This window comes from Streptomyces sp. NPDC002619 (assembly GCF_042889305.1).
Classification (GTDB): domain Bacteria; phylum Actinomycetota; class Actinomycetes; order Streptomycetales; family Streptomycetaceae; genus Streptomyces.
In genome coordinates this window covers 35314-57029 of sequence record NZ_JBIAQV010000032.1, presented here as the reverse complement: position 1 = coordinate 57029, position 21716 = coordinate 35314, and the positions used below count along the sequence as shown (strand labels likewise).

Here is a 21716-nt window from a genome sequence, read left to right as displayed (position 1 = left end):
GCGGGGAGGAGGCAAGAACGTGGACGAGATCGACCGGGCCATCCTGCGCGAGCTGCAGACCGACGGCCGTATCGCATACGCCGACCTCGGACCGAAGGTCGGCCTGTCCGCCTCGGCGGCCCGGCAGCGGCTGCAGCGGCTGCTGGACTCCAAGGCCGTCCAGGTCGTCGGCGTCACCGACCCGATGGCCATGGGCGGACAGGCCATGGCCCTGCTCGGCATCGGCGTGGACGGCGACCCGCGCGCGGTGGCCGACGAACTGGCCGAACGGCCCGAGGTGATCTACTCGGTGCTCACCTCCGGCGGCTTCGACCTGTTCGCCGAGGTGGTGGCCCCCGGCCCCAAGGATCTGCTCGATTTCGTGAACGACGTGGTGCGGCAGATCGAGGGCGTGCGCCAGGTGCAGTCGTTCCCGTACTTCGGCATCCACACCCACCGCTTCCTCTGGGACGTCGGCTGACGCGGGCCGGCTCTCAGCCGAGCCCGGGCGAGGGCGTGAGGACCAGCATGGTGGCGTCGTCGCCGATGTCGCCGCTGTACTCCACGAGATCCGCCCACACCAGCCCGGTCAGCTCCGCCGGGTCCGCGGCGGAGAACCCGGTGAGTCGCTCGATCAGCGGATAGAAGGCGCCGGCCGAGTTCCGCGCCTCCCAGATTCCGTCGGAGGCCAGGAACAGCCGGTCGCCCGGCTCGAGTGCCAGCGTGACTTCCTTCGGCGGATCGACACCGGCGATCCCGAGCCCCAACGGAACCCCCGCCGGTACGACGATCTCCCGGGCCCGCCCTGCGTGCAGCAGCACCGGAGCCGGGTGCCCGCACGCCACGATCCGCACCGACCGCACATCGGTGGAGAACTCGAGCAGCACGGCGGTGGCGAACAGCTCGGCATGCCGTACGCCCGCCGAGTCCACCGTCAGTCTTCGGTTCATCCGGGCCGCGACCGCCTGCAGGCCCGGCTGGTCGAGCGCCGCCTCGCGGAAGGCGCCCAGCAGCGACACGACGGTGGCGACCGCCGACAACCCGTGCCCCTGCACATCGGCCATCACGACCCGCACGCCGTACGGCCCCTCGCGCACGTCGAAGAAGTCCCCGCCGACCAGCGTCCCGTGCTGCGCGGCCCGGTACAGTCCCGCACACTCCACCGCCCCGACCCGCTCCGGCAGCGGCGGTACCACGGCCCGCTGCACGGCCTCCGCGACCGTCCGCTCCATGTCCAGCTGGGCGTCCCGGTGACTGCGCACATAGGACACGAACACGCTCAGTACGGCGACGAATCCGATCGTGAGCAGGTCCGTGTTCCCGGGCCGGTTGAGCTGTGTGGCCGGCATGTTCAGCACGGCGATCACGAGGACGCCGAGGCACGCGGTCGCCAAGGGGCCGTAGGACAGGACGGCCAGCGGTGGGATGGCCCCCAGCAGGAAGCCGATGTCCAGCTCGTTCGGACTGATCAGTGTGGCCGCGGTGATGGCCCCGAGCAGTGCCACGGGCAGCACCTTCACCCAGCGCGGCGGCGGCGCACCCCGCAGCCAGCCGCGCTCCTCCCGGTACCGGCGCGACGACCAGCCGCGCATCGTTCGCACATCCCCACGCTACGCCCGGGGCCCTGCCATCGCCCTGGACGCAGCTTCGGCCGCCGCCCCCGGAAAAGCGGTGGACGTGCGCGTGCGCACCCGCATAGTTTCTGCTCACACGCCCTGACACAGACGGAGGGAGGCGAGTGCTATGCGATTCACAGCCATCCAGCGCTCCCTCCCCGTAGCCCCGGCGTGCCACGTCTGACCTGACCGGGAGCGCACCACGCAGGACGCATCCCGGAGGAATCCATGACCGACCTGGTCATCCACACGCTCGACGAGAACTCGGCCGCTCTTTTCGACGCCCTGCCCGACCCGCTGCGCACCCGTGAGGCGCTCCGGCTGACCCGGCACCGCCCCGACTGGAAGCGCGTCGCCCTGCGCGACGGCACGGTCGTGGCACGCGCCGCCTGGTGGGGCGGCCCGGACGACGCCGAGCCCCGCGTCGTCGACTGGTTCGACGTGGCCGAGGGCGAGGAGGAAGCAGGCGCCGAACTGCTGCGAACCGCAGCCTGGCAGGCCCACGACATGGAATTCAACCTGCCCACCGGCTGGCGTGACGCACCCGCGCTGCGGTCCGCCGCCGAGACCCGCTTCACCGCCGCCCGGGCCGCCGGCTACGAACTGCTGGTGGAGCGCTACCAGTACCGGTGGACGCCCGAGTGCGGTCTGCCCGAGCGGCCCGGACGCCTCGTCTTCGGGCCCGAACCGGACGACGCGGTGTTCTTCGACGCCCTGCGGCGCATCCACTCCGTCACCCTGGACGCCCACGCCCGCGCGGCCATCGAGACCGGGGGAGTGGACCTGGCCGCGCAGGAGGAGATCGACTTCTTCCGCTGGTGCCCGTCACCGCGCGAGTGGTGGCAGCTCGCGCACACGCCGGACGGCGACTTCGTCGGCATCCACATCCCCGCGCACAACCCGGAGACGCCATGCATCGGCTTCATCGGGGTCGTGCCGGAACAGCGCGGACACGGATACGCCTACGACCTCCTCGCCGAGTGCACCCACTACCTGGCCGAGCACGGCGCCGAGTCCATCGCCGCCTCCACCGACCAGGGCAACTTCCCGATGGCCGCGCACTTCGGCACAGCGGGCTATCCGGTCGTGCGCGAGCGCGTCAATTTCCGGGCCCGGCCCGATGTCAGTGCCGGGTGACATGCTGACTGTGCGGTGACCGGCAGCGGACGGCGGAGGCGGAATGGGGTTCGACGGTGAGACGTGGCATGTGCACAGCGGTCCGGAAAGCGTCGGCGAGATCCTGATCGACGAGGCCGACTTCCCCTGGCTGTCGGGGAAGTTCACCCCCTCACCCGCCTTCGCCTCGGTCCAGGACCTCTTCGCGCGTGAACTCGCCCTGGCCGATCAGGACGACGACGCGCACTGGGAGCAGTGGGAGGAGGCCTACGACGAGATCCGGCGGTGCGTGTCGCTGTCCTCGCCGGACGGACCCGTCCCCGAGTTCCTTCTGCACATCGAGGGCGACCGGGCCTGGTTCCGCTGGAGCGACAAGCCCTTCGAGGAGGACGGCGCATAGCCGTCGGGCCGTACGGGCGGGTGCGCGGGACCCACTGCGCACCCGCCGTGGAACGCCGACGTGCTCAGTCGGCCAGCAGGGCGTCGGCGGCGGCGAGGATCTCGGTCACGCGCTGCCCGAACCCGGCGTCGCACGGATGCGGCCGGCCCGTGCGCGCGGCGGTGAGCAGGGCGTCCACGGCCCGGCCGTAGGCGGGCAGGGCATCGTCGGCGGCCTCCGGGAGTGACGTCACCCCGGCCTCGCCCCGCAGTTCGACGGTGACACCGGCCGCCGCAGGCGGAGCCGTGAGGCTCAGCGTCAGCGTGCTCGACGCGCCGCCCGCGTGGTCGAGGACCAGATGAGCGGTGTCACCGGGCCCCGTTGCTGCGGCGGCCACCCGCCGTACGTCGCCCAGCACCGGAAGCAGCAACGACAGGGCGTGCGGCCCGACGTCCCAGAGGGCGCCCTTCTCCCGGCGCCACGGCGATGCACCGAACGGGCTGTCGGTCGTGAACACCGCGCCGAGCCACTCCGCCCGCGCGGTGAACCAGCCTCCCGTGGCCGCCTGTTCGGCGATCCAGGCGTCGGCCTCGGGCTGGAAACGGCTGGTGAAGAACACCACCGAGGCGACCCCCGACTCCCGCGCCGCCTCGACCACCGCGCGGCCCTGCGGGACCGACATCGCGAGGGGCTTGTCCAGCAGCAGATGGCACCCCGCCCGGGCGGCGCGCTCGGCGAGAGGCGCCTGCACGTCCGGCGGCAGCGCCACTGCGATCGCATCCACATCGGCGAACAGGGCGTCCACGTCGTCGTACGGCCGCGTGCCATGACGGTCCGCAAGATCCTTGGCGGCGTCAGGGCGCCGTCCCCACACTCCGCCGAACTCCACATCCTCATGCCCGCCGAGAGCGGGTGCGTGGACCATCTGTGCCCAAGGACCGGTGCCGAGCAGTCCGAAGCGCATGGCGCTGCCTTTCCACGGAGTCGAACTCACGACCGACACGGAAAGCCGGTCGTCAGAGAGCGTTTCACAGATCGTCCGTTCGCGGGCTTACCAGGAAGAGTGGCGAGTCTCTAAGATGTACTCCCTGTAATCACCGGCCAGTTGACACGGTAGACACCGGGAGCGATGCACATGGTTCAGCAGCCGTCCAAGGAGATCGACGCCACCGTGCCGACGGCCGCGCGCATGTACGACTACTACCTGGGAGGCAAGGACAACTACGCCGCCGACCGGGCAGCGGTCGAGGAGCTCGACAAGGTCGTCCCCAGCACCCGGAGACTGGCGATCAACAACCGCCGCTTCCTCCAGCGCGTCGTAGGCACCCTGGTGAAGGACTTCGGCATCAGGCAGTTCCTCGACCACGGTTCAGGCCTGCCCACGCAGAACAACGTGCACCAGGTGGCCCAGGGCATCGACCCCACCACCCACGTCGTCTACGTCGACAACGACCCGATGGTGCTGGTCCACGGCCGGGCGCTGCTCGAGCAGGACGAGCGTACGGCCGTCATCCACGCCGACATGCGGGACACCGACCTCATCTTCTCGCACCAGGAGACGCAGCGGCTCCTCGACTTCGACCAGCCGGTGGCCGTGCTCTTCAACTCGGTCATGCACTGCATCCCGGACAGCGACACCGACGGCCCGCAGGCGTTGGCCCGCCGCGTGGCCGAGCGTCTGGCCCCCGGCAGCTTCATGGTGATGTGCCAGCTGGTCAGCGAGGACCCCGAAGTCCGCAAGTTCGTCACCGACTTCATGGACCAGGCCACGCACGGCAACTGGGGCCGGGTCCGCCAGGAGAAGGACGTCGCCCAGCTCTTCGAAGGCCTCGAGATCCTCGAACCGGGCCTCGTCGAGGTGTCGACGTGGCGCCCGGACACCGAGGTGGCACCGCGTCAGCTCACCCACGAGTGGATCGAGTTCGGCGGCGTGGGCCGCATCGTCTAGATCGACCAGTCGGTACGAAGAGGCGGGCCGTGTGAACACGGTCCGCCTCGTACGTTCACGGAGCGCCCCGTGCGTTCACGGAGCGCCCCGTGCGCTCACGGAGCGGCGTAGCGCTGCTCCATGATCTGCGCCAGTAGCTCCACCGACTGCCGCGGCTGGAGCGCCTCGTCGGCCAGCCGGTCCAGAGCGACCCGGTACTCCTCGGTCTCGTCGCGGTCCTCGAGGAAGTTGGCGCTGCGGATGTGCTCCAGGTAGACAACGTCGGGCAGATCCAGACCACCGAACCGCAGATAGGTGACCGGGATCGCGGGCGCCGAGGCGTTCGTCACGTCCAACGGAACGATCTGCACCGTGACATGCCTGCGCTGGGCCATGTCCAGCAGATGTGCGAGCTGCTCGCGCATCACCTCGGGGCCGCCCAGGACGCGCAGCAGCACCGATTCGTCGATGATCGCCCACAACTGAGGTGCGTCCGGGCGCTGGAGCAACTGGGCCCGGCGCGTGCGCAGTTCCACGCGCCGGCGTACCTCGCTCTCGGGCGCCGTCGGCAGACCCCGCTTCACCACGGCACGGGTGTAGGCGGGAGTCTGCAGCAGCCCGGGAACGTACTGGATCTCGAAGGTACGGATCGCGGCGGCCGCCTCCTGGAGGCCCACCAGCCGGTCGAACCACTCGGGCATCAGCCGTTTGTCGTACCGCTGCCACCAGCCGGGCTCACCGGCCCGCTTCAGGAGCCTGAGCAGGACCGCGCCCTCGTACTCGTCCGTGCCGTACAGCTTCAGCAGGGCGTTCACGTCCGCCTCGGACGGGGGTTTGCGGCCCTTGCCCGACTCGATCCGTGACAGCTTCGCCGCACTGAAACCGAGGGCGCGTGCCGCCTGGTCCTGCGCGAGGCCCGCGTCCTCGCGGAAACCCGCCAGCTGCACGCCGACCAGCATTTTCAGCAAAGTCGGCGCGGGCTCGACGCGGTCCAGATAGGGTTCCAGACGGGAGACACGAGGTGACTCGGCTGACATCCTGGCTCCCAGCAGACCGGTGGTATCGGTCCTCAGGCTAGCGCACACAACCTGTCGCGGCCCATGTCCTTGTCAGAGATGGGTCGTTGGGATCGTCCAGGAATGTGTGGTCGTGTCCGGCTAGAGCAGGTGGTCGAACTCGCCCTCCTTCGCACCCGCCAGGAAGGCGGCGACCTCGGCGGGCGTGTAGACCAGTGCGGGGCCGTCGGGGTCGCGGGAGTTGCGCACCGCTATGGCCCCGCCGACCAGGCTTGCGACCTCGACGCAGTTGCCCTCGGCATTGCTGTGCCGGCTCTTGATCCATCGGGCGTCCAGCGAGCTGGCGCGCACTCCGTTCGGCACAGGCGACACCACAACCTCCTTGCGTGTTCACGTCCCGCGTGCTGCGACACCGCCTCGCGCGGGCCCAACTCTTCCCTACCCAGTTTTCGCGCAATTTCCCGTGCAATTGCACGGAGGCGCTGTCGGCGTGGATAATAGCGGCGACGTCAACCCAGTTGCTGACGTCCCGACCTGACGTCGAATCAGGGAGATGTCGTGTCATCGCCTGCACACCGGACGAACCCTTCCAGCACACAGCGGTCCGAGCGCGCGTCGGGACCGCTCAGCACGGTGGGAACCGAACCGCTGTCGACCGTGGGTGACGTGCCCTGGCACGAGATCAAGGACTCCACGGGATCGGCCGAGGGCATCCCTCTGCTCCTGCACACCGCCGCCTGGGGCACACCCGACGCGGCCAGGCGTGCGCTCGGTCAACTGCGCGCACGCATCTGCCAGTACGGCTTCGTCGTCGAGCAGGCGACGGCCGCCACCGTCCCCTTCCTGTGGGAACTGGCCCAGCTGCCCAGCGTCACCTGCCGCGCGCAGATCATCGACCTGCTCGGCAGCATCGCGGCTGCGCGCCAGTGGGAGGACACGGCGGCCGTCTACCCCAAACTGCTCAACCACCGCGAGAACCACGTCGTGTGGGAGCGCAAGGCCCGCGAGGCCGTACGGTCCCGGCGCGGCCTCATCCAGCTGCTGGCCGCCGGCGAGAACGCCGAGATCGCCAGAGCCACGAAGAAGCTCGCCCGCGCGCTGGGGGAGTAGACGCGCCGAGCACCTCCAGGGGGCGGCGTCCACGCGGCGCTGCGCAGCGGACAGGCCGACCGACCCGAGCCGGGCGAAGGTGGCGAGACCGGCACCGATGGGCCGATGTCAAGTTCAATGGGGGAATCTCCACCCGACCCGCCACTGATCCTTACACTCGTCAACCGTGCCCTTGTTCTTGGGCCGCTGTCGGAAAGGCGCATTGTCGAGTGTTCCAGGATTCCCCCATCTACGACCGGCTCGTCGCGGAACGCGGCGACATACCCGCAGGCGTCCGAAGAGAGGCGGACCGCCTGCTCCGGGAGGTGGAGATGGTCATGCTGCCGCTGCGGTCGCTGGGCCGCGCGCCCGGCGCCCCTCTGCCGCCGCCCGCGGGTCCGCCGGCGAACTGGCAGCGGGTACCTCCACTCCCGGGCACGGGTACGTACTGAGATCAGGAGGCTCGGTCAGATAACCGACCTCTGTGTGCCGCCCGCGGGCGAGCATGTCTCGCCCGACCCGCCCGCCAGCCACCGCGCGATGGTGCGGGCGATCGGCTGGCCGGTGTCCAGCTCGACGAACCCGAACTGCCCCGACTGGTTGCACTCCAGGAACCACCAGATGCCGTCGACGTCCTCGGCGAAGTCGAAGGCCCCGTAGGCGAGTTCGGCGCTTTTCATATAGGCGTGGACGGCCGCCGCCACACGCGGGGGCACGTCCACGGGAAGCCATAGGGACGCGGACGGGGCGAAGCGGACGTCGACGTCGTCGGGGTCCGCGTCCGCGGCGACGGCCTTGCGCGCGGCCAGCAGTTGCTCGCCGACGACCGTCAGCCGGATGTCGGCCCGCTTGGCCACGCGCCGTTGCAGCAGCGTCGGCCCGAAGGCGACGGCTGTGAAGTCCGTGTCCGGTGCCACCCGGCTGGTCGGCACCGCGCGCGGCGGCTCCTGGGGGTGGGCGCCGGAGACGGGTTTGACCACCAGGTCCGGGAAGCGCTCCGCGAAGTCCCGGGCAGCCTGCGGAAAGGTCGTGATCAGGGTCGCCGGCACGGGCAGTCCGCTGAGCTGGGCGAGCCGGAGCTGCCAGGGCTTGTGGCGCGCCCGCCGGGCGGCGTCCGGGTGGTTCATCCACCGCGCGTCCGTGGCGCGCAGCATGCCGTACAGCGCCTGGGAGGCCTCCTCCGTCAGCCAGGCGGACGGCTCGGCGGCGCGCGAGGCCGCGAGGCCCGGCCTGCGCACCCAGACGGAACGCAGACCGTTCATGCTCACCAGGCGGCCCGCGACGGACAGATGCCCGCGGCTGACGCCCTGCACGTACTCGCCCGACAGGGCGACCCCGCTGGTGAGATCGGCGGGATCGAGCCGAACCACGGGCACGCCGGCCTCATGGAGCCGGAGGACCACCATGTCCGCCGTCACGTCCTCTTCACTGGTCAGGATGAGTACGGTCATTGTCGGCCCGCGGTCAGTCGTCGAAGTGCGTCTTGGAGCCCGCGGTGGAGGTCGTGGTCCCCAGCGCTCTCAGGGTCGCGTGATCTGTGGCTGCGATTCGGCCATCGGGGAGTACGTTCAACTGCAGTCCGGAGTCGTACATGTACGGAGTGCTGACTTCCAACTGCACAGCCGGGCGCGCGTAGTTGAGCGTGAACGGTTGCATGGTCTCTCCCTGTTTCGGCTTCCATGCACTTATACGATTCGAACGGGTGGTTGGTTTCCTTACTCTCTGTAATCTCAGCCCGAATTAAGGAAACAACAAAACGTTGTTCCATTGAATGGCTGGGATAGCATGCCCGCATGGCACATGACATGCAGGACGACGCGCGGCTGCGACTGGCCGCGCTGGCGGAGCGGTCAGAGGCCGTCTGTGCCCCGGCGGAGCAGGCCGCGCGGGACGTCGACCTGCTCGGCCGACTGGTCACCGCCGCCGACCGCCGAGGGTCGGACGGCGGTCCGGAACCGGGCGTGACCGCGGACGACGTGGGCGCCGCGCTCAGCCTCTTCGAGGACCTGCGCCATCAACTGGACCGCCTGGAGAGCCGGGTCGTCATGGAGGCCCGGCGGCGCGGCATGGACTGGCGGCAGATCGCGTCGCACCAGGGACTCAACTCCTCCCAGGCCGCCTCGCAGCGCCACCAGCGGCTGACGACCCGCCTCGAAGAGATCCGCCAGGGCGTCCGGTAGAGAGACGGTATCCGCGCTCAGGACCGCAGGGCCGACCCGGCCGCGTCCAGGGCCTGTTCCGCGTAACCTCGGCCGAACAGCACCGCGTGCACCAGAAGCGGGAACAGCTGGTGGACGCCGACGCGGTCCGCCCAGCCGTCGGCCAGGGGCGCCCTCTCCTGGTAGCCGGCCAGCACCGCGCCCAGGTGGGGACAGCCGAAGAGCCGCAGCATCGCCAGGTCCGTCTCGCGGTGTCCGCCGTGCGCGGCCGGGTCGATGAGCCGGACGTGGCCGTCGCCGCCCCACAGGACGTTGCCGTTCCACAGGTCGCCGTGCAGCCGCGCGGGCGGCTCGGCGGGGCCCGCCAGCTCGGGCAACCGCTCGCAGACCCGCTCGACGACGCTCGCTTCGGCGGGCTGGACGATGCCGTCGTCGACCGCCCGCCGCAGATACGGGAGCACGCGGTGCTCGGCGTACCAGCCCGGCCAGTCCGTGCCGGGCGCGTTGCGCATCGGGGCGAGACCGATGTACGCGTCGTCGGGACCGCCGGGCGGGGCGACCCCGAACGCGGGTGCGCCGGTGGCGTGGAGGGCGGCCAGCGACCTGCCGAAGTCGAACGCCGCCTCCGGGCTCGGCCGGCCCGTCGGGACGCGGTCGATCACCAGCCACCGCTCGTCATGACCGTGCACCGCCGGTACGCGGACCGTTCCTGCGGCGGCCAGCCAGCGCAGCCCGGCCACCTCGGACGCTACGGCCCGTGGCGCGTCGGCGCGCTTCACGACCACCAACTGCCCGCCGCGGAGGGTGACTTCGGCGAGTGACCCGGACAGCGGACGTACGTCCGTCACCGGTCGCCCCGTGAGCCGGGACGCCGCCGCCCCTGGATCCTCGCCGCACCTCCACACGGGCCCAGGGTAGGGCCGGCGGATCAGGTACCGCAGATCCTGTGGCCCGACTCAGGCGTGCGTGACCTCGACCATCTCGAAGTCGGCCTTGGCCGCGCCGCAGTCCGGGCACGACCAGTCGTCGGGGAGGTCCTCCCAGGCCGTACCGGGCGGGATGTCCTCGTCGGGCCAGCCCTCGGCCTCGTCGTAGACGAAGCCGCACACCTGGCACACCCAGGCCCTCGCGGTGGTGGGCAACCAGCGCGAACTCGACGCGCATCGATACGACTTGGAGTCCGGGGGGAGGGCCGGCGTCGGCTACCCCCTCCAGCAGGCCGCCGACAACCCGCTCATCAAGGCGATCCTGCTGGCGGCACGTGGCAGCGACGACGATCTGCTCGCCTACCTCACCACGCGTCCGGAGCCCGTCTTCGACATCGCGATGGCGATGCTCGACACGTACGCCATCGACGCAGGGCCCCACGTCGACGACGAGTCGCGCAGCCTGGCCGTGGAGACGATCGAGCGTCTGACGGCCAGTCATATCGTACAACCCGCCTTCTCTTCGTAGGAGTCGGCCTGCCGTATCGCGCGCAGCACGGCCCGTATCGCGCACCCGTCGGTACGGGACTGAGACCGCCACCGGCCCGGACGCACGCCGGGCCGGTTCGTTTGCCGGACCGGCAACATCTCTCGGCCTGCCGCGTGCCGGCGACGCATGATCGACCCAGTTGTCCACGCAAGCCCTGGGAGGATCCATGCCGCACTCGTCGGCCCCCGACGTCACTCATCGGCTCGTGCCCTCGCCGGCCGGCCGGATCCACCTGGTGGAACAGGGCAACGGCCCCCTGGTGCTCCTCGTACACGGGTTCCCCGAGTCCTGGTACTCGTGGCGCCGCCAGCTCCCGGCGCTGGCAGCCGCCGGCTACCGCGCCGTCGCCGTCGACGTGCGCGGATACGGCCGCTCCTCCAAGCCCGCGGAACTGAGCGCGTACCGGCTGCTCGAGCTCGTGGACGACAACGCCGCCGTGGTGGAGGCGCTGGGTGAGCGGTCCGCGGTGATCGTCGGCCACGACTGGGGCGCGAGCATCGCCGCCACCTCCGCCCTGCTCCGACCCGACGTCTTCCGTGCCGTCGGACTGCTGAGCGTCCCGTATACCCCGCCGGGGGGTCCGAAACCGAGTGACGTGTTCGCGCGGATGGGAGGTGAAGAGGAGTTCTACGTCTCCTACTTCCAGGAACCCGGCCGCGCCGAGGCGGAGATCGAGCCCGACGTCCGTGGCTGGCTCGCGGGTTTCTACGCCGCGCTGTCCGCCGACACCATGCCCGCACCCGGCGCACCGGACCCGCACTTCGTCCGTCCCGGCGCAGCCCTGCGTGACCGCTTCCCGGCCGGACCGCTGCCGACCTGGCTCGGTGAGCGTGAACTCGACTTCTACGCGGGTGAGTTCGAGCGCACCGGCCTGACCGGAGCACTCAACCGCTATCGCAACATGGACCGCGACTGGGCCGACCTCGCCGACCATCACGGCGACCCCGTCACCCAGCCGTCGCTGTTCGTCGGCGGCGGCCTGGACGCCTCCACCATCTGGCTCGCCGACGCGATGGAGGCGTACCCCACCACTCTGCCGGGTCTCAGCGCCTCGCACATCCTCGAGGGCTGCGGCCACTGGATCCAGCAGGAACGTCCCGAGGAGATCAACGCACTGCTGACCGACTGGCTTTCGACGGTCGCGCCGCGCTGAGACCGAGGTCACGTGGAACTGGGCGCACTTGGCGGTGGTCCCGCCGCACGGTACGGTCTCAGGGACATCGACGAAGGCCAGGCGGAAGCCGGTGAGAATCCGGCACGGTCGCGCCACTGTGAACGGGACACCCTCGGGAGCCCGCGAGTCAGACCCGCCGCCCTCGTCCAGTGCACCACCGAGATGGGACGCGAACTCCCGAGGAGGTCTGCCATGGCGCAGCACGTCGCTCAGCCGACAACCGACGCCCCCGCACTCCCCGCCACACTGCCGATCCGCGCGATCGCGCCGTGGGCGGTCTTCTTCGGCATCCTGATGCTGGTCCTGCTGTACTTCGTCGGCGCCGAGCAGGGCGCCACCTCACTCGTCTCCGGCGAGAACGTCCACGAGTGGGTGCACGACGCCCGCCATCTGCTCGGCTTCCCCTGCCACTGACGCGAGGGACGCCGCACACCCATGAACTCCGCAACCGTCAGAAACCTTCTGGTGCGGGGCATGCTGGCCGGCCTCGGGGCCGGCCTGCTCGCCCTGCTCGTCGCCTACGTCCTCGGTGAGCCGAGCGTCGACGACGCCATCGGTTTCGAAGAGTCCCACGCCCCGGCGCACGCACACGAGGTCGAGGCCGTCTCCCGTTCCCTGCAGTCCACCGCAGGCCTGGCCACCGGTGTGCTGATCTACGGGGTCGCCTTCGGCGGCATCGCCGCCCTCGCCTTCTGCTTCGCGCTCGGCCGCGTCGGCCGCTTCACCCCGCGCGCCACCGCCCTGCTGCTGTCCGGCACGGCACTGCTCGCGGTCTACGTCGTCCCGTTCCTGAAGTACCCGGCCAACCCGCCCTCTGTCGGTGACCCCGACACCATCGACCGGCGCACGACCCTGTACTTCCTGATGATGCTGCTCAGCGTCCTGCTGGCCGTGGCCGCCGTGATCGTCGGCAAGCGACTCGCCGGCCGCCTCGGCACCTGGTACGCCACCGTCGCCGCGGTCGCCTTCTTCGTCCTCGTGATCGGGCTGGCGTTTGCCTTCCTGCCCGCCGTCAATGAGGTCCCGACGGACTTCCCGGCAACCCTGCTGTGGCGGTTCCGCATGTCGGCCCTCGCCATCCAGCTCACCCTGTGGACCGGCTTCGGCCTGCTCTTCGGCGAGCTGGCCCAGCGCCTGCTGTCCCCCCGCCCCGCGAGGCCACCGGCGGCAGCGGCGACACCCGTGCCGCACTGACGGGGAGAGGGTCACCGGAACCACTCGGTGGCCCTCCGCCGTTCACGGCACTCAGATTTCCTCGGCGTCGAGCGACTGCCCGAGCCGCAGGTTCCAGCGACCCGCGCGTCCGGTCAGCGCGGTCGCCGTCAACGGCGGTACGTCGAGCCGCCAGAACGTCTCCGGCGCCGTACCCAGGGCCACGACCACGACGGCCCGGACGAACTCCGGCTCCACCACGGCAAGGATCCCGCCCTCGGAATCCTGGACCGACTCCAGCCAGCGCGCCGTGCGGGCGCACAGGGCACGTACCGACTCACCTCCGTGCGGCGCGGCCCCCGGATCGGCCAACCACTCGGCGACCGCGTCCGGTTCGGCCGCGGCGGCCTCGTCGAGCGTACGGCCCCGCCAGCGGCCCACGTCCAGTGCGGCCAGCTCGGCCGCCTCCGTGGCGTCGAGTCCGAGCGCCGACGCAGTACCCCGGCAGCGCACGGTGGGGGAGACCAGCACCCGCCGGGCCGCGCGCAGGGTCCCTCGGGCCGCCCGGGCCCGTGCCGCGCCGCTTTCGTCGAGCGGGCCGCCGTCGTCGAAGCGGGCCTGGCGCAGGGACACGCTCATCGCGGGCGATACCAAGGTGACGCGACTGGTCACGTGCGGGTTCCTCCGGTCGGACGGGGAAGGCGGGAACGGCTCCGCACGTACCGTACGGGCAGCGGCGGCCGGATGCCTCCCGCCGGGCCCCGCAGGGGAGTTCGCGGCGGAGTTCGTGGTGGAGGACACAAGTGGGCCCGGATTGTGCGTGACGAGAAGGAGGGAAGTGATACGGGTGCCGTGATCACCCGTGAAGGGAGTACGACAACCGTGACGCTCATGGCGCCTCCCCCCATACCCAGGGCGGCGGGTTCGCTGCCGCTGCTGGGTCACGCCATACAGCTCTGGCGCGACAACCTCGCTTTCATCGCTTCCCTACGTGAGAACTACGGCCCGCTGGTGGAGATCACCCTCCAGCCGGGCACGCGCACGATCGTGGTGCAGGACCCCGTACTCATCCGCACCATGCTCACCGACCTGGGCCCCAGCCTCGACAAGGGCCGGTTCTTCGAGAAGATGGGCCAGTTGCTGGGCGAGTCCGTGGTCACCGTCGCCGGACAGGAACACGTCCGCAAACGGCGGCAGTTGCAGCCGGCGTTCGGCCGCCCCAAGATATCCGGCTACGTCGACATCATGCGCGGAGAAGTCGCCGCCACCGTCCAAGAATGGACGCCCGGCCAGGCCCTGGACGTCCGCGAGGCCATGGTCGAGCTCTCGCTGGACATGCTCGCCAAGACCGTGTTCTCCGGAAGCCTGGACTCCGCCACCTTCCGCCAGTTGCGCGAGGACCTGTCGGTGGTCATGAACGGCGTCGGTGTACGCATCATGCTCCCCGACTGGGTGGAACGCCTGCCGCTCGACTTCAACCGGCGCTTCCTCAAGGCGCGTGACGACGTGCGGGCCACCATCGGGAGTGCCATCGCCGCGCTGCAGGCCTCCGAGCACGACACCGGGGACATGCTGTCCATGCTCCTGAGTGCCGAGGACGAGACGACCGGCCTAACGCTGACGGAGGATCAGATCTGTTCGGAGATCCTCACCCTGGCGGTGGCCGGCACCGAGACCACGGCGTCCGTCCTGTCCTGGGTCCTCTACGAACTCGCCCGCCACCCCGGCATCGAGGCCCGCGTCCTCGCCGAACTCGACGAGGTGCTCGGCGACCGCCCCATCGCCTTCGAGGACGTGCCCCAACTGCCCTACCTGGACCGGGTCATCACGGAGGCACTCCGGCTGCACCACACCGGATGGCTCGTCACCCGCCGCACGATCACCGAGACCAGGCTTGGCCACTGGACCCTGCCGCCGGGCACCGAACTGGCTTACTGCCAGCACGCCCTGCACCGCGATCCCGCCTTCTACCCCGACCCCCTGACCTTCGACCCGGACCGCTGGCTGGACGACAACCAGACGCTCCCGCCGGGCGCGTTCGTGCCCTTCGGCGCGGGCAAGCACAAGTGCATCGGCGACCGCTTCGCGACGACGGAGCTGATCACGGCCCTGGCCACCCTGCTGCGACGCTGGAAGCTGGAGCTCGCCCCGGGAGAGACGGTGCGGCCGGTGGCCCGCGCCACGGTACGGCCCCGGAGGCTAGTGATGACCGTGACGCCGCGTCAGAGAACGGAGGCTCCCCGGGCAACGGCGGCCTAGACAGCGCGCCGTGAAGCGCGGCCCGGGCCAGGCCATCGCGCCGGCCCGGGCCGCGCGGTGCGGCTCCCAGCCTCGCCCGTGGGAGGACCTGCTGGCTGCTTCGCTCCGCGAGCACGGCGTCGGCCCGCAGGAAGCGGGGTGGATGGCGACGCTCGTGGTCGCGGCCGTCGAGGGGACCGTGGCCCTGTGCCGCGCGAAGCGCAGCATCCAGCTTCTCGACGCGAACCCCTCAGGGGCTGTGGCGGAAGCCGTCGGCCCGGATGGACCGGCCGTGGTGACGGCCGTGCGCGTTCGTCGGTGTGCGGTGGAGGGCGATCAGCGCGGCGTCGTCGTCGAGGCGGCCGCCGGAGTGGGCGAGCAGGTCGCGCCGGATGTGGTGCATCAGCGCCTCGGGGCTCGCGTCGGTCCACTGGGTGACCCTCCGGGCGAGTGGATAGAAGCGGCCGCTCGCGTCGCGGGACTCGATGACGCCGTCGGTGTACAGCAGCAGGGTGTCCCCGGGCTCGAAGGAGAAGACGTCCAGCGTGTAGTCCGCGGGCGACGTGCCGCTATCCTGGACTCCCAACGGGGGTGACGGATGCAGGCTCGGGACGCTCACCGCGTGATCGGGGCTGAGCAGCAGCGGGGGAGGGTGGCCGCAACTGGTCATCCGGGTGATCGGGTCGTCGTCGGGGATCTCGATCAGCAGGGCCGTGGCGAAGCGTTCGCCGGCCTCCTCGGGCGGCTCGAAGTCGGCGGTGTAACGGCAGATGCTCTGCTCCAGGGTGGCGGCCAGATCCGGCAGCGCCGTATGCCGGTGTGCGGCCTCGCGGAAGGCGCCGAGCAACAGGGCGGCCTCGCCGATCGCGGGCAGCCCCTTGCCGCGGACGTCGCCGATCATGACGCGTATCACGCCGTCGGCCCGAGTGGCCGCGTACAGGTCACCGCCGATCTGGGCCTCGTCCTCCGCGGCCAGGTACAGGGAGGCGATCCGCAGCGGGCCGATCTGTTCCGGCAGTGGCCACATCAGCACGTGCTGGGCGGCCTCCGCGACCGAGCGGACCTGAGCCAGCTGCGCCTGGTGCCGGTCGCGGATCGCGCAGTAGACCACGATCAGCGCCGAGAGCACCGTGAGGGTGACGATCTGCACGATGTGGTTCGGGGTGGTCAGCCCGCCGTGGAAGACGGCGATGATCGTCTGGGCGGCCACGGCGAGCACCCCGACCAGCCCCGCTGTCCAGGGCCCGGCGAACGACGCGGTGAGGGCCGGGGCGATGACCAGGGAGGGGCCGAGGTGGATGTCCTCGGGGGTGCGGAGGTCCGTCACGGTGATGAGCACGATGAATGCGACCGGCAGCAGGAGCAGCGCGTGGCTCGACTGCCACGGCTGCCGGAGAGCGGCGAAGCTCCACCGGGGGGCCATGGCATCAAGCGTGCCCCACCCCTGGTCGACCGGCCATCGCGCGGGTGGCAGCGGTTCCCCTGGGCGTCCGGGCAGGTGCCGTCAGTGTCCGTGCCCGGCCGTGTTCTCCGGGTGTGTGTCCGGCGCTCCGGCCGGTGCGGCCGCCGCCCGTACGGTGAACGCCGCGGTCCGGACCGTTCCGCCGTGCTTGAAGTCCAGGAAGAGCCGGTACGTTCCGGCGCTCGGTGCCGTGGCCGTGAAGGAGACGTCAGGTCCTGGGCGGGTCGTCGCGTCGCCGGGCTCGCCGTTCGGGTGGACGTGCAGGTAGGCGAGGTCGCCGGAGCGCAGAGCGACCAGGTGGCCGTACGCCTCCAGGTACGGCTCGAGGTCGCGCACGGGCTCGCCGTCCTTGGTCACGGTCAGTGTGAGTTCGCCGAGCCTGCCCGGGACGAGGCCGCCGTGCAGCGTGACCTGGTAGTCGTCGACGTGGGCCGTGCGGTGGGGGGCGGGCGTCCGGGACGTCGTGCTCGGTCCGGTCGCGGTGAGGTCTGTGCCGAGGGTGAGTCCGTCGCCGCCGCGCGGAGTGAAGTCGGCGAAGACGCGGTATCCGGTCGCCCTGGGCAGGTCGACGGAGGCGGACCAGGTGCCGTCGGCCGCGCGGACGGGGTGCAGATGGCGGTAGACGGACAGATCGCGTGAGGCGACGATCAGGTGCAGTTCCTTGCCGTGCTCGGGCTCGTAGGCGGTGAGCGACCGGCCGGTCGAGTCCGCCACGACCGAGAAGCGCAGGCCGGTGTCCCGCCCGGCCGGGACGGTCGGGGTCCTCAGGGCGAGGGTGTAGCCGCCGTCGGAGGAGTGGAGCCCGCCGGGCGGCGAGGTGTCGTGGCCCTGCACGTGGGGGTGGGCCGTCGGTTTTCGTTCGGGGGAGGCCTCGCCGAAGGTGCTGCCCAGGCCGTAGGCGGTGCCGAAGGTGGCGGCGAGCGCGGCGGCGAAGACGGTGATCCGGAGTCCCGTGTGCATGGTGCCCCCCTGGGCTCGTGGCCGCACGGTCGGCGGCCCGGTGCGCTTGAACATACCCATGGGGGGTATGAAGTCAAGCGGTTTCGAGCCTTGTGCTTGATACGGGGTGGGGGTATCTGACGCCCGGTGCGGGGTTCGCGCTTCCGGGCCGTACACCCGCCTCGGCCGGGGCGCCCCGCCCTGTGGAAGGATCGCCGGTGAGCCCGTCCACCAGGCGGGTCCACGCACGCGCGGGAGACACCATGCAGGACGACCACGGCCATCTCGTCGCGGTCCCAGCAGGAGCACTGGCAGCACACCTGCACCGATCACCCGGGCATGTACGGTGGCACACCCTCCGCGGCCGCGCGGCACGCCGCCGCCGTCTTCCGTACGGCCGGTGCCTCGACCGTGCTGGAACTGGGCGCCGGTCACGGCCGCGATGCCCTGTACTTCGCCTGCGAGGGCTTCGCCGTGCACGCCACCGACTTCAGCCCGGTCGGCCTGAGCCGGCTGGCTGCTGCCGCCGAAGCGGAGGGCCTGGCCGAGCGGGTCACCACGACGGTGCACGACGTCCGGGCCCCGCTGCCGCTGGCCGACGCCTCCACCGACGCCGTGTTCGCCCACATGCTGCTGCGCATGGCCCTGTCCACCGCCGAGATCCACGCCCTGGCCGGCGAGGTGGGGCGTGTCCTGCGTCCCCGAAAAGTGTTCGTCCACACCGTCCGTCACACCGGCGACGGCCACTACGGCACGGGCCTCGCGCACGGCGACGACATCTACCTTTGATCTTGGCCAGTGCTCCGCCCTTCAGGGCGGGGGTGAAGGCCATCTCAGACCTGCTCTGACCCGCACTGTTCGCACGGGTCCGCAGTGTTGTCATCAGCCTGTGGGGCGCTGCTGGTTCTCGATGTACTGGCGTACGACGGTCAGCGGTTCCCCGCCGCAGGATCCGGCGAAGTAGGAGCCGGACCAGAAGTGGCCGTCCCACAGATACCGGCGGACGTGGGCGTTGTACTCCTTGCGCAGCAGGCGGGCGGAGACGCCCTTGAGGGAGTTGACCAGCTTGGAGAGCTGGACCTTCGGCGGGTAGTGCACCAGGAGGTGCACGTGATCCTCTTCGCCGTTGAACTGCTTCAGCTCGGCCTCGAAGTCGGTACAGACCTCCCCCATGATCTCCTCACACCTGGTCAGCATGGCGTCGGTGAACGCCTTCCGCCGGTACTTGGTGACGAACACCAAATGAACATGCAGGCCGTACACGACGTGACGGCCGGTGCGTACATCGGGGTTTGGATTCCAGCGTGGCGACATAAACCAAATGCTACGGTGATCGTGTGGACACGGAACGTGCGCTGGAGAAGCGGCAGTTCGGGCATCGCGCCCGGCTGGCGCTGACGCCTGCGCAGGCCCGACTCGTGGATGATCAGGCTCATGCGGCGCGGGCGATGTGGAATCAGCTCCACGACCTGTGGACCATGACGCCGAAGTGCCAGAGGTCGCTGTCCCGAATGGACCAGACGCTGCGTCAGGCCCGTAAGGAGATCGACTGGTACGCGGCGCTGCCCGCACAGGCCGCGCAAGCGGTCCTCAAGACGTACATCCAGGCGTGGAAGAACTGCTGGGACGGACGGGCCGAGGAGCCCACCTTCAAGGCCCGCATCCGCACCGTCATGTCCGTGGACATCCCGCAGGGCCGGGACCTCCAGATCAAGCGGGTGCACCGACGGTGGGGCATGGTCAACATCCCCAAGGCCGGCCGCGTCCGGTTCCGCTGGACCCGTGATCTGCCGGTGGGCAAGGCAGCGAACAAGGAGAACCGGATCACCGGGGCGCGGCTGGTCAAGGACGCGCTCGGCTGGCACATCGCCTTCCGCGTCCAGACCCTGGAGCCCAGGCCCGGACCGCATGGCGGCGGCGAGGTCGGCATCGACGCCGGGGTGAACCTGCCACTGGCCCTGTCCGACGGCAACCATCAGGACCACGGGAGGCCGCCCCGGCTCCCGGACGGCACCGCAGACCGGGACAAGTGGCTGAACCCGGACGAGAAAGCCAAGCTGCTCCGCCTGGAACAACGGGCCGCACACCGCAAATCCTTCCGCAAGCCGAAGGAGCGCAGCTCCAACCGGCTGCGGAACACCTACGACCAGATCAAGCAGCTCCGCGCAAGAGCCACGCGCCGCGCCGTTGACTGGCAGCACCAGACCACAACGAACCTCGCCCGCACCTACGGCACGGTCGTGGTCGAACAACTCAACATCACGAACATGGTCAAGTCCGCCAGGGGAACCATCGAGGAACCCGGGAAGAACGTCGCGCAGAAGTCCGGCCTGAACCGCTCCATCAGCCAAGAGGCATGGGGCCGCACCGTGACGATGCTGACGTACAAGACCGCCCGCAACGGCGGCACCCTGCACAAGGTCCCCGCCCCGAACACCTCCCTGCGCTGCTCTGCGTGCGGTTTCATCACGCCCGGCGGCCGGGAAGACCAGGCCACGTTCGTGTGCAAGAACCCCGACTGCGGATGGGAAGGCAACGCCGACCACAACGCAGCCCGGAACGTCTTGCACCTGTACCGGATCGGCCTCGTGGCGATCCCGGCTGCCGGGAGGGCAGTCGTCAGGCGCACCCGTGGCGCCAAGCCCGCTGCCGCAAGGTAGGCGGGAATCTCCTTCCTGAGCTTGCGAAGGGAGGAGAGCACTTCAAGAACACGGCGGCTTCGCGGTCCACTTCTTCCCGCGCGCCCTAGTCGACGACCTTGCCGAGGGCTGGGAACTCGTCGAGGTGCACGCCTTCGAGGAAGGGGAACTGCCCCGGCGGCTGTGGCGGGTCACACAGGTCGTGCGGTGACGATGACCGAGGTTGAGAGGATGCCGTCATGCCTTTCGCCGACGAACTCATCCACGGCCGGACCGCCCGATCGCTGACCCAGGCCGTGCAGACCGCGGTTCCCGGCGCGCCGCTCGACTCGTTGCGGGCAGCTGCCGACCAGCTCGGCCCCCTCACGCTGCGCGAGCGCGCAGACCTGCTGCGGGACGCGCTGCTCGCGGACGTACCGGGGGACTATGCCGAGCTGGCACGGGTCGTACGGGCCGCACGGGACGGCACGCAGGAGTTCGGCGGCTGGCTCATCTGGCCGGTCACCAGCGCCGTCGCCACGAAGGCCGTCGCCGAGGACACGAGTGAGGCCTTCGACGACGCCATGGCGCTGCTGGCCGAGCTCACCGGACGGCTGACCTCCGAGTTCGCCGTCCGGGTCCTGCTGCGGCACGACATCGACCGGGCGCTGACGATCGTCGCCGGCTGGACGGCGTCAGCCGACGCCGACGTGCGCCGCCTGGCCTCCGAGGGCACCCGCCCCTACCTGCCCTGGTCGATCCGCGTGCCGGAGCTGATCTCCCGCGCAGGCGCGACCGTGCACGTCCTCGACGCCCTCTACGGCGACGACAGCGAATATGTACGGCGCTCCGTCGCCAACCACCTCAACGACCTCAGCCGGGACCACGCCGACCTCGTCGTGGCGACCGCCCGGCGCTGGCTCGACGCGCCGGCCCCGACGACCGGACGGCTCGTACGCCACGGACTGCGCACCCTCGTCAAACGCGGTCACCCCAGTGCCCTCGACGTGCTCGGCTTCGCGCCGGCGACGCTGGAGATCGACGGTCCGGTGCTCGACCGCACCACCGTGCCGTTCGGCGGGAGCGTCCGATTCACCGCGACCATCCGCAACTCCGGCGCGGAGCAGGCCCGGCTGGCGATCGACTACGTGGTCCATTATTACAAGGCGAACGGCTCGCAGAGCGCCAAGACGTTCAAGCTCACGACCCGTACTCTCGCCCCGGGCGAGACGGTGGAGGTGGACCGCGAGCACTCCTTCCGCCCGATCACCACCCGCCGCTACCACCCCGGCCCGCACGCCATCGCACTCCAGGTGAACGGTGTGGCGACGGACACGGCGGAGTTCGAACTCGGCACGCCCTGACTCTGCGTCGCC

The 21716-nt window shown here is 70.6% G+C and carries 27 protein-coding genes, 1 pseudogene and 1 riboswitch; of the genes and pseudogenes, 16 read left to right on the top strand and 12 right to left on the bottom strand.

Annotation, left to right across the window (positions count from 1 at the left end):
* Positions 1-19: 19 nt before the first annotated feature.
* Entirely contained in the window at positions 20-460 is a 441-nt protein-coding gene (locus ACFYXB_RS34085) for an Lrp/AsnC family transcriptional regulator (RefSeq protein ID WP_351362336.1), read from the top strand.
* 13 nt (positions 461-473) lie between these two features.
* Here the strand turns inward: ACFYXB_RS34085 and ACFYXB_RS34080 are convergent, their stop codons facing one another.
* The gene (locus ACFYXB_RS34080) at positions 474-1571 is read right to left on the bottom strand and encodes a PP2C family protein-serine/threonine phosphatase (protein ID WP_389588967.1); all 1098 of its coding nucleotides are present in this window, start codon (positions 1569-1571) and stop codon (positions 474-476) included.
* Between the two features lie 252 nt (positions 1572-1823).
* Here ACFYXB_RS34080 and ACFYXB_RS34075 point away from each other — a divergent pair, with 252 nt between their 5' ends.
* Both ACFYXB_RS34075 and ACFYXB_RS34070 read left to right on the top strand, forming a co-directional pair.
* Positions 1824-2732 (top strand): GNAT family N-acetyltransferase, encoded by a 909-nt coding sequence (locus ACFYXB_RS34075; RefSeq protein WP_389588934.1) that lies wholly within the window; start codon positions 1824-1826, stop codon positions 2730-2732.
* A gap of 43 nt (positions 2733-2775) precedes the next feature.
* Positions 2776-3111 (top strand): hypothetical protein, encoded by a 336-nt coding sequence (locus tag ACFYXB_RS34070; protein WP_388504425.1) that lies wholly within the window; start codon positions 2776-2778, stop codon positions 3109-3111.
* A 64-nt stretch (positions 3112-3175) separates the two neighbouring features.
* Here ACFYXB_RS34070 and ACFYXB_RS34065 read toward each other — a convergent pair whose 3' ends face one another.
* On the bottom strand, positions 3176-4054 hold the full coding sequence (locus tag ACFYXB_RS34065) for a Gfo/Idh/MocA family protein (protein ID WP_389588966.1): 879 nt from the start codon (positions 4052-4054) through the stop codon (positions 3176-3178).
* A 171-nt stretch (positions 4055-4225) separates the two neighbouring features.
* Here ACFYXB_RS34065 and ACFYXB_RS34060 point away from each other — a divergent pair, with 171 nt between their 5' ends.
* Positions 4226-5038, top strand: a complete 813-nt coding sequence (locus tag ACFYXB_RS34060) for an SAM-dependent methyltransferase (RefSeq protein WP_388504422.1) — start codon at positions 4226-4228, stop codon at positions 5036-5038.
* 95 nt (positions 5039-5133) lie between these two features.
* Here the strand turns inward: ACFYXB_RS34060 and ACFYXB_RS34055 are convergent, their stop codons facing one another.
* Positions 5134-6054: a helix-turn-helix domain-containing protein gene (locus tag ACFYXB_RS34055; RefSeq protein WP_388504420.1), complete on the bottom strand. Its 921-nt coding sequence runs from the start codon at positions 6052-6054 to the stop codon at positions 5134-5136.
* Positions 6055-6174: 120 nt separating this feature from the next.
* Positions 6175-6405 (bottom strand): DUF397 domain-containing protein, encoded by a 231-nt coding sequence (locus tag ACFYXB_RS34050; protein WP_389588932.1) that lies wholly within the window; start codon positions 6403-6405, stop codon positions 6175-6177.
* Between the two features lie 261 nt (positions 6406-6666).
* Between ACFYXB_RS34050 and ACFYXB_RS34045 the strand changes: the two genes are divergently transcribed.
* The gene (locus tag ACFYXB_RS34045) at positions 6667-7143 is read left to right on the top strand and encodes a hypothetical protein (protein WP_389588930.1); all 477 of its coding nucleotides are present in this window, start codon (positions 6667-6669) and stop codon (positions 7141-7143) included.
* Positions 7144-7352: 209 nt separating this feature from the next.
* Positions 7353-7574, top strand: a complete 222-nt coding sequence (locus tag ACFYXB_RS34040) for a hypothetical protein (protein ID WP_351356167.1) — start codon at positions 7353-7355, stop codon at positions 7572-7574.
* 15 nt (positions 7575-7589) lie between these two features.
* On the opposite strand, the gene tgmB is transcribed toward ACFYXB_RS34040, so the two are convergent.
* Entirely contained in the window at positions 7590-8573 is a 984-nt protein-coding gene (tgmB, locus tag ACFYXB_RS34035; RefSeq protein ID WP_389588928.1) for an ATP-grasp ribosomal peptide maturase, read from the bottom strand.
* A 13-nt stretch (positions 8574-8586) separates the two neighbouring features.
* Complete coding sequence (tgmA, locus tag ACFYXB_RS34030; protein ID WP_351356163.1) at positions 8587-8778, bottom strand: putative ATP-grasp-modified RiPP; 192 nt, start codon at positions 8776-8778, stop codon at positions 8587-8589.
* Positions 8779-8915: 137 nt separating this feature from the next.
* Between tgmA and ACFYXB_RS34025 the strand changes: the two genes are divergently transcribed.
* The gene (locus tag ACFYXB_RS34025) at positions 8916-9302 is read left to right on the top strand and encodes a hypothetical protein (protein ID WP_389588926.1); all 387 of its coding nucleotides are present in this window, start codon (positions 8916-8918) and stop codon (positions 9300-9302) included.
* A 17-nt stretch (positions 9303-9319) separates the two neighbouring features.
* On the opposite strand, the gene ACFYXB_RS34020 is transcribed toward ACFYXB_RS34025, so the two are convergent.
* Positions 9320-10186, bottom strand: coding sequence for a fructosamine kinase family protein (locus ACFYXB_RS34020; RefSeq protein WP_389588924.1), 867 nt, complete (start codon positions 10184-10186; stop codon positions 9320-9322).
* A gap of 51 nt (positions 10187-10237) precedes the next feature.
* Positions 10238-10423 carry a rubredoxin gene (locus ACFYXB_RS34015; protein ID WP_389588922.1) on the bottom strand — a complete coding sequence of 62 codons (186 nt, stop codon included), beginning with the start codon at positions 10421-10423 and terminating at the stop codon, positions 10238-10240.
* Between ACFYXB_RS34015 and ACFYXB_RS34010 the strand changes: the two genes are divergently transcribed.
* The 4 genes from ACFYXB_RS34010 to ACFYXB_RS33995 all read left to right on the top strand — a co-directional run bounded on the left by ACFYXB_RS34010 (position 10413) and on the right by ACFYXB_RS33995 (position 13125).
* Positions 10413-10736, top strand: a complete 324-nt coding sequence (locus ACFYXB_RS34010) for a hypothetical protein (protein WP_389588920.1) — start codon at positions 10413-10415, stop codon at positions 10734-10736. The two genes, ACFYXB_RS34015 and ACFYXB_RS34010, sit on opposite strands and share 11 nt — an antisense overlap.
* Positions 10737-10923: 187 nt before the next feature.
* Positions 10924-11910 (top strand): alpha/beta fold hydrolase, encoded by a 987-nt coding sequence (locus tag ACFYXB_RS34005; RefSeq protein WP_389588918.1) that lies wholly within the window; start codon positions 10924-10926, stop codon positions 11908-11910.
* A gap of 15 nt (positions 11911-11925) precedes the next feature.
* Positions 11926-12087, top strand: a riboswitch (cobalamin riboswitch).
* Between the two features lie 36 nt (positions 12088-12123).
* On the top strand, positions 12124-12345 hold the full coding sequence (locus ACFYXB_RS34000) for a CbtB-domain containing protein (RefSeq protein WP_351356148.1): 222 nt from the start codon (positions 12124-12126) through the stop codon (positions 12343-12345).
* A gap of 21 nt (positions 12346-12366) precedes the next feature.
* A complete protein-coding gene (locus ACFYXB_RS33995; protein ID WP_389588916.1) occupies positions 12367-13125 on the top strand; it encodes a CbtA family protein in 759 nt (252 codons plus the stop codon).
* A 51-nt stretch (positions 13126-13176) separates the two neighbouring features.
* On the opposite strand, the gene ACFYXB_RS33990 is transcribed toward ACFYXB_RS33995, so the two are convergent.
* The gene (locus tag ACFYXB_RS33990; protein ID WP_389588914.1) at positions 13177-13755 is read right to left on the bottom strand and encodes a histidine phosphatase family protein; all 579 of its coding nucleotides are present in this window, start codon (positions 13753-13755) and stop codon (positions 13177-13179) included.
* A gap of 219 nt (positions 13756-13974) precedes the next feature.
* Here ACFYXB_RS33990 and ACFYXB_RS33985 point away from each other — a divergent pair, with 219 nt between their 5' ends.
* Both ACFYXB_RS33985 and ACFYXB_RS33980 read left to right on the top strand, forming a co-directional pair.
* Positions 13975-15342 (top strand): cytochrome P450, encoded by a 1368-nt coding sequence (locus ACFYXB_RS33985; RefSeq protein WP_389588912.1) that lies wholly within the window; start codon positions 13975-13977, stop codon positions 15340-15342.
* A gap of 10 nt (positions 15343-15352) precedes the next feature.
* Positions 15353-15550 (top strand): annotated as a pseudogene (locus ACFYXB_RS33980) (TetR/AcrR family transcriptional regulator); the annotation flags it as partial.
* Between the two features lie 21 nt (positions 15551-15571).
* On the opposite strand, the gene ACFYXB_RS33975 reads toward ACFYXB_RS33980, so the two are convergent.
* Together ACFYXB_RS33975 and ACFYXB_RS33970 are read right to left on the bottom strand one after the other, a co-directional pair.
* Positions 15572-16744 carry a PP2C family protein-serine/threonine phosphatase gene (locus ACFYXB_RS33975; RefSeq protein WP_389588910.1) on the bottom strand — a complete coding sequence of 391 codons (1173 nt, stop codon included), beginning with the start codon at positions 16742-16744 and terminating at the stop codon, positions 15572-15574.
* Positions 16745-16825: 81 nt separating this feature from the next.
* Positions 16826-17743, bottom strand: a complete 918-nt coding sequence (locus ACFYXB_RS33970; protein WP_389588908.1) for a hypothetical protein — start codon at positions 17741-17743, stop codon at positions 16826-16828.
* Between the two features lie 318 nt (positions 17744-18061).
* On the opposite strand from ACFYXB_RS33970, the gene ACFYXB_RS33965 reads away from it, so the two are divergent.
* On the top strand, positions 18062-18511 hold the full coding sequence (locus tag ACFYXB_RS33965; RefSeq protein WP_389588906.1) for a class I SAM-dependent methyltransferase: 450 nt from the start codon (positions 18062-18064) through the stop codon (positions 18509-18511).
* Between the two features lie 93 nt (positions 18512-18604).
* Here ACFYXB_RS33965 and tnpA read toward each other — a convergent pair whose 3' ends face one another.
* Positions 18605-19036 carry an IS200/IS605 family transposase gene (tnpA, locus tag ACFYXB_RS33960; protein WP_389588904.1) on the bottom strand — a complete coding sequence of 144 codons (432 nt, stop codon included), beginning with the start codon at positions 19034-19036 and terminating at the stop codon, positions 18605-18607.
* Between the two features lie 23 nt (positions 19037-19059).
* Between tnpA and ACFYXB_RS33955 the strand changes: the two genes are divergently transcribed.
* Together ACFYXB_RS33955 and ACFYXB_RS33950 are read left to right on the top strand one after the other, a co-directional pair.
* The gene (locus ACFYXB_RS33955) at positions 19060-20382 is read left to right on the top strand and encodes an RNA-guided endonuclease InsQ/TnpB family protein (protein ID WP_389588902.1); all 1323 of its coding nucleotides are present in this window, start codon (positions 19060-19062) and stop codon (positions 20380-20382) included.
* Between the two features lie 218 nt (positions 20383-20600).
* Positions 20601-21704: a DNA alkylation repair protein gene (locus tag ACFYXB_RS33950; RefSeq protein WP_389588900.1), complete on the top strand. Its 1104-nt coding sequence runs from the start codon at positions 20601-20603 to the stop codon at positions 21702-21704.
* Positions 21705-21716 lie beyond the last annotated feature (12 nt).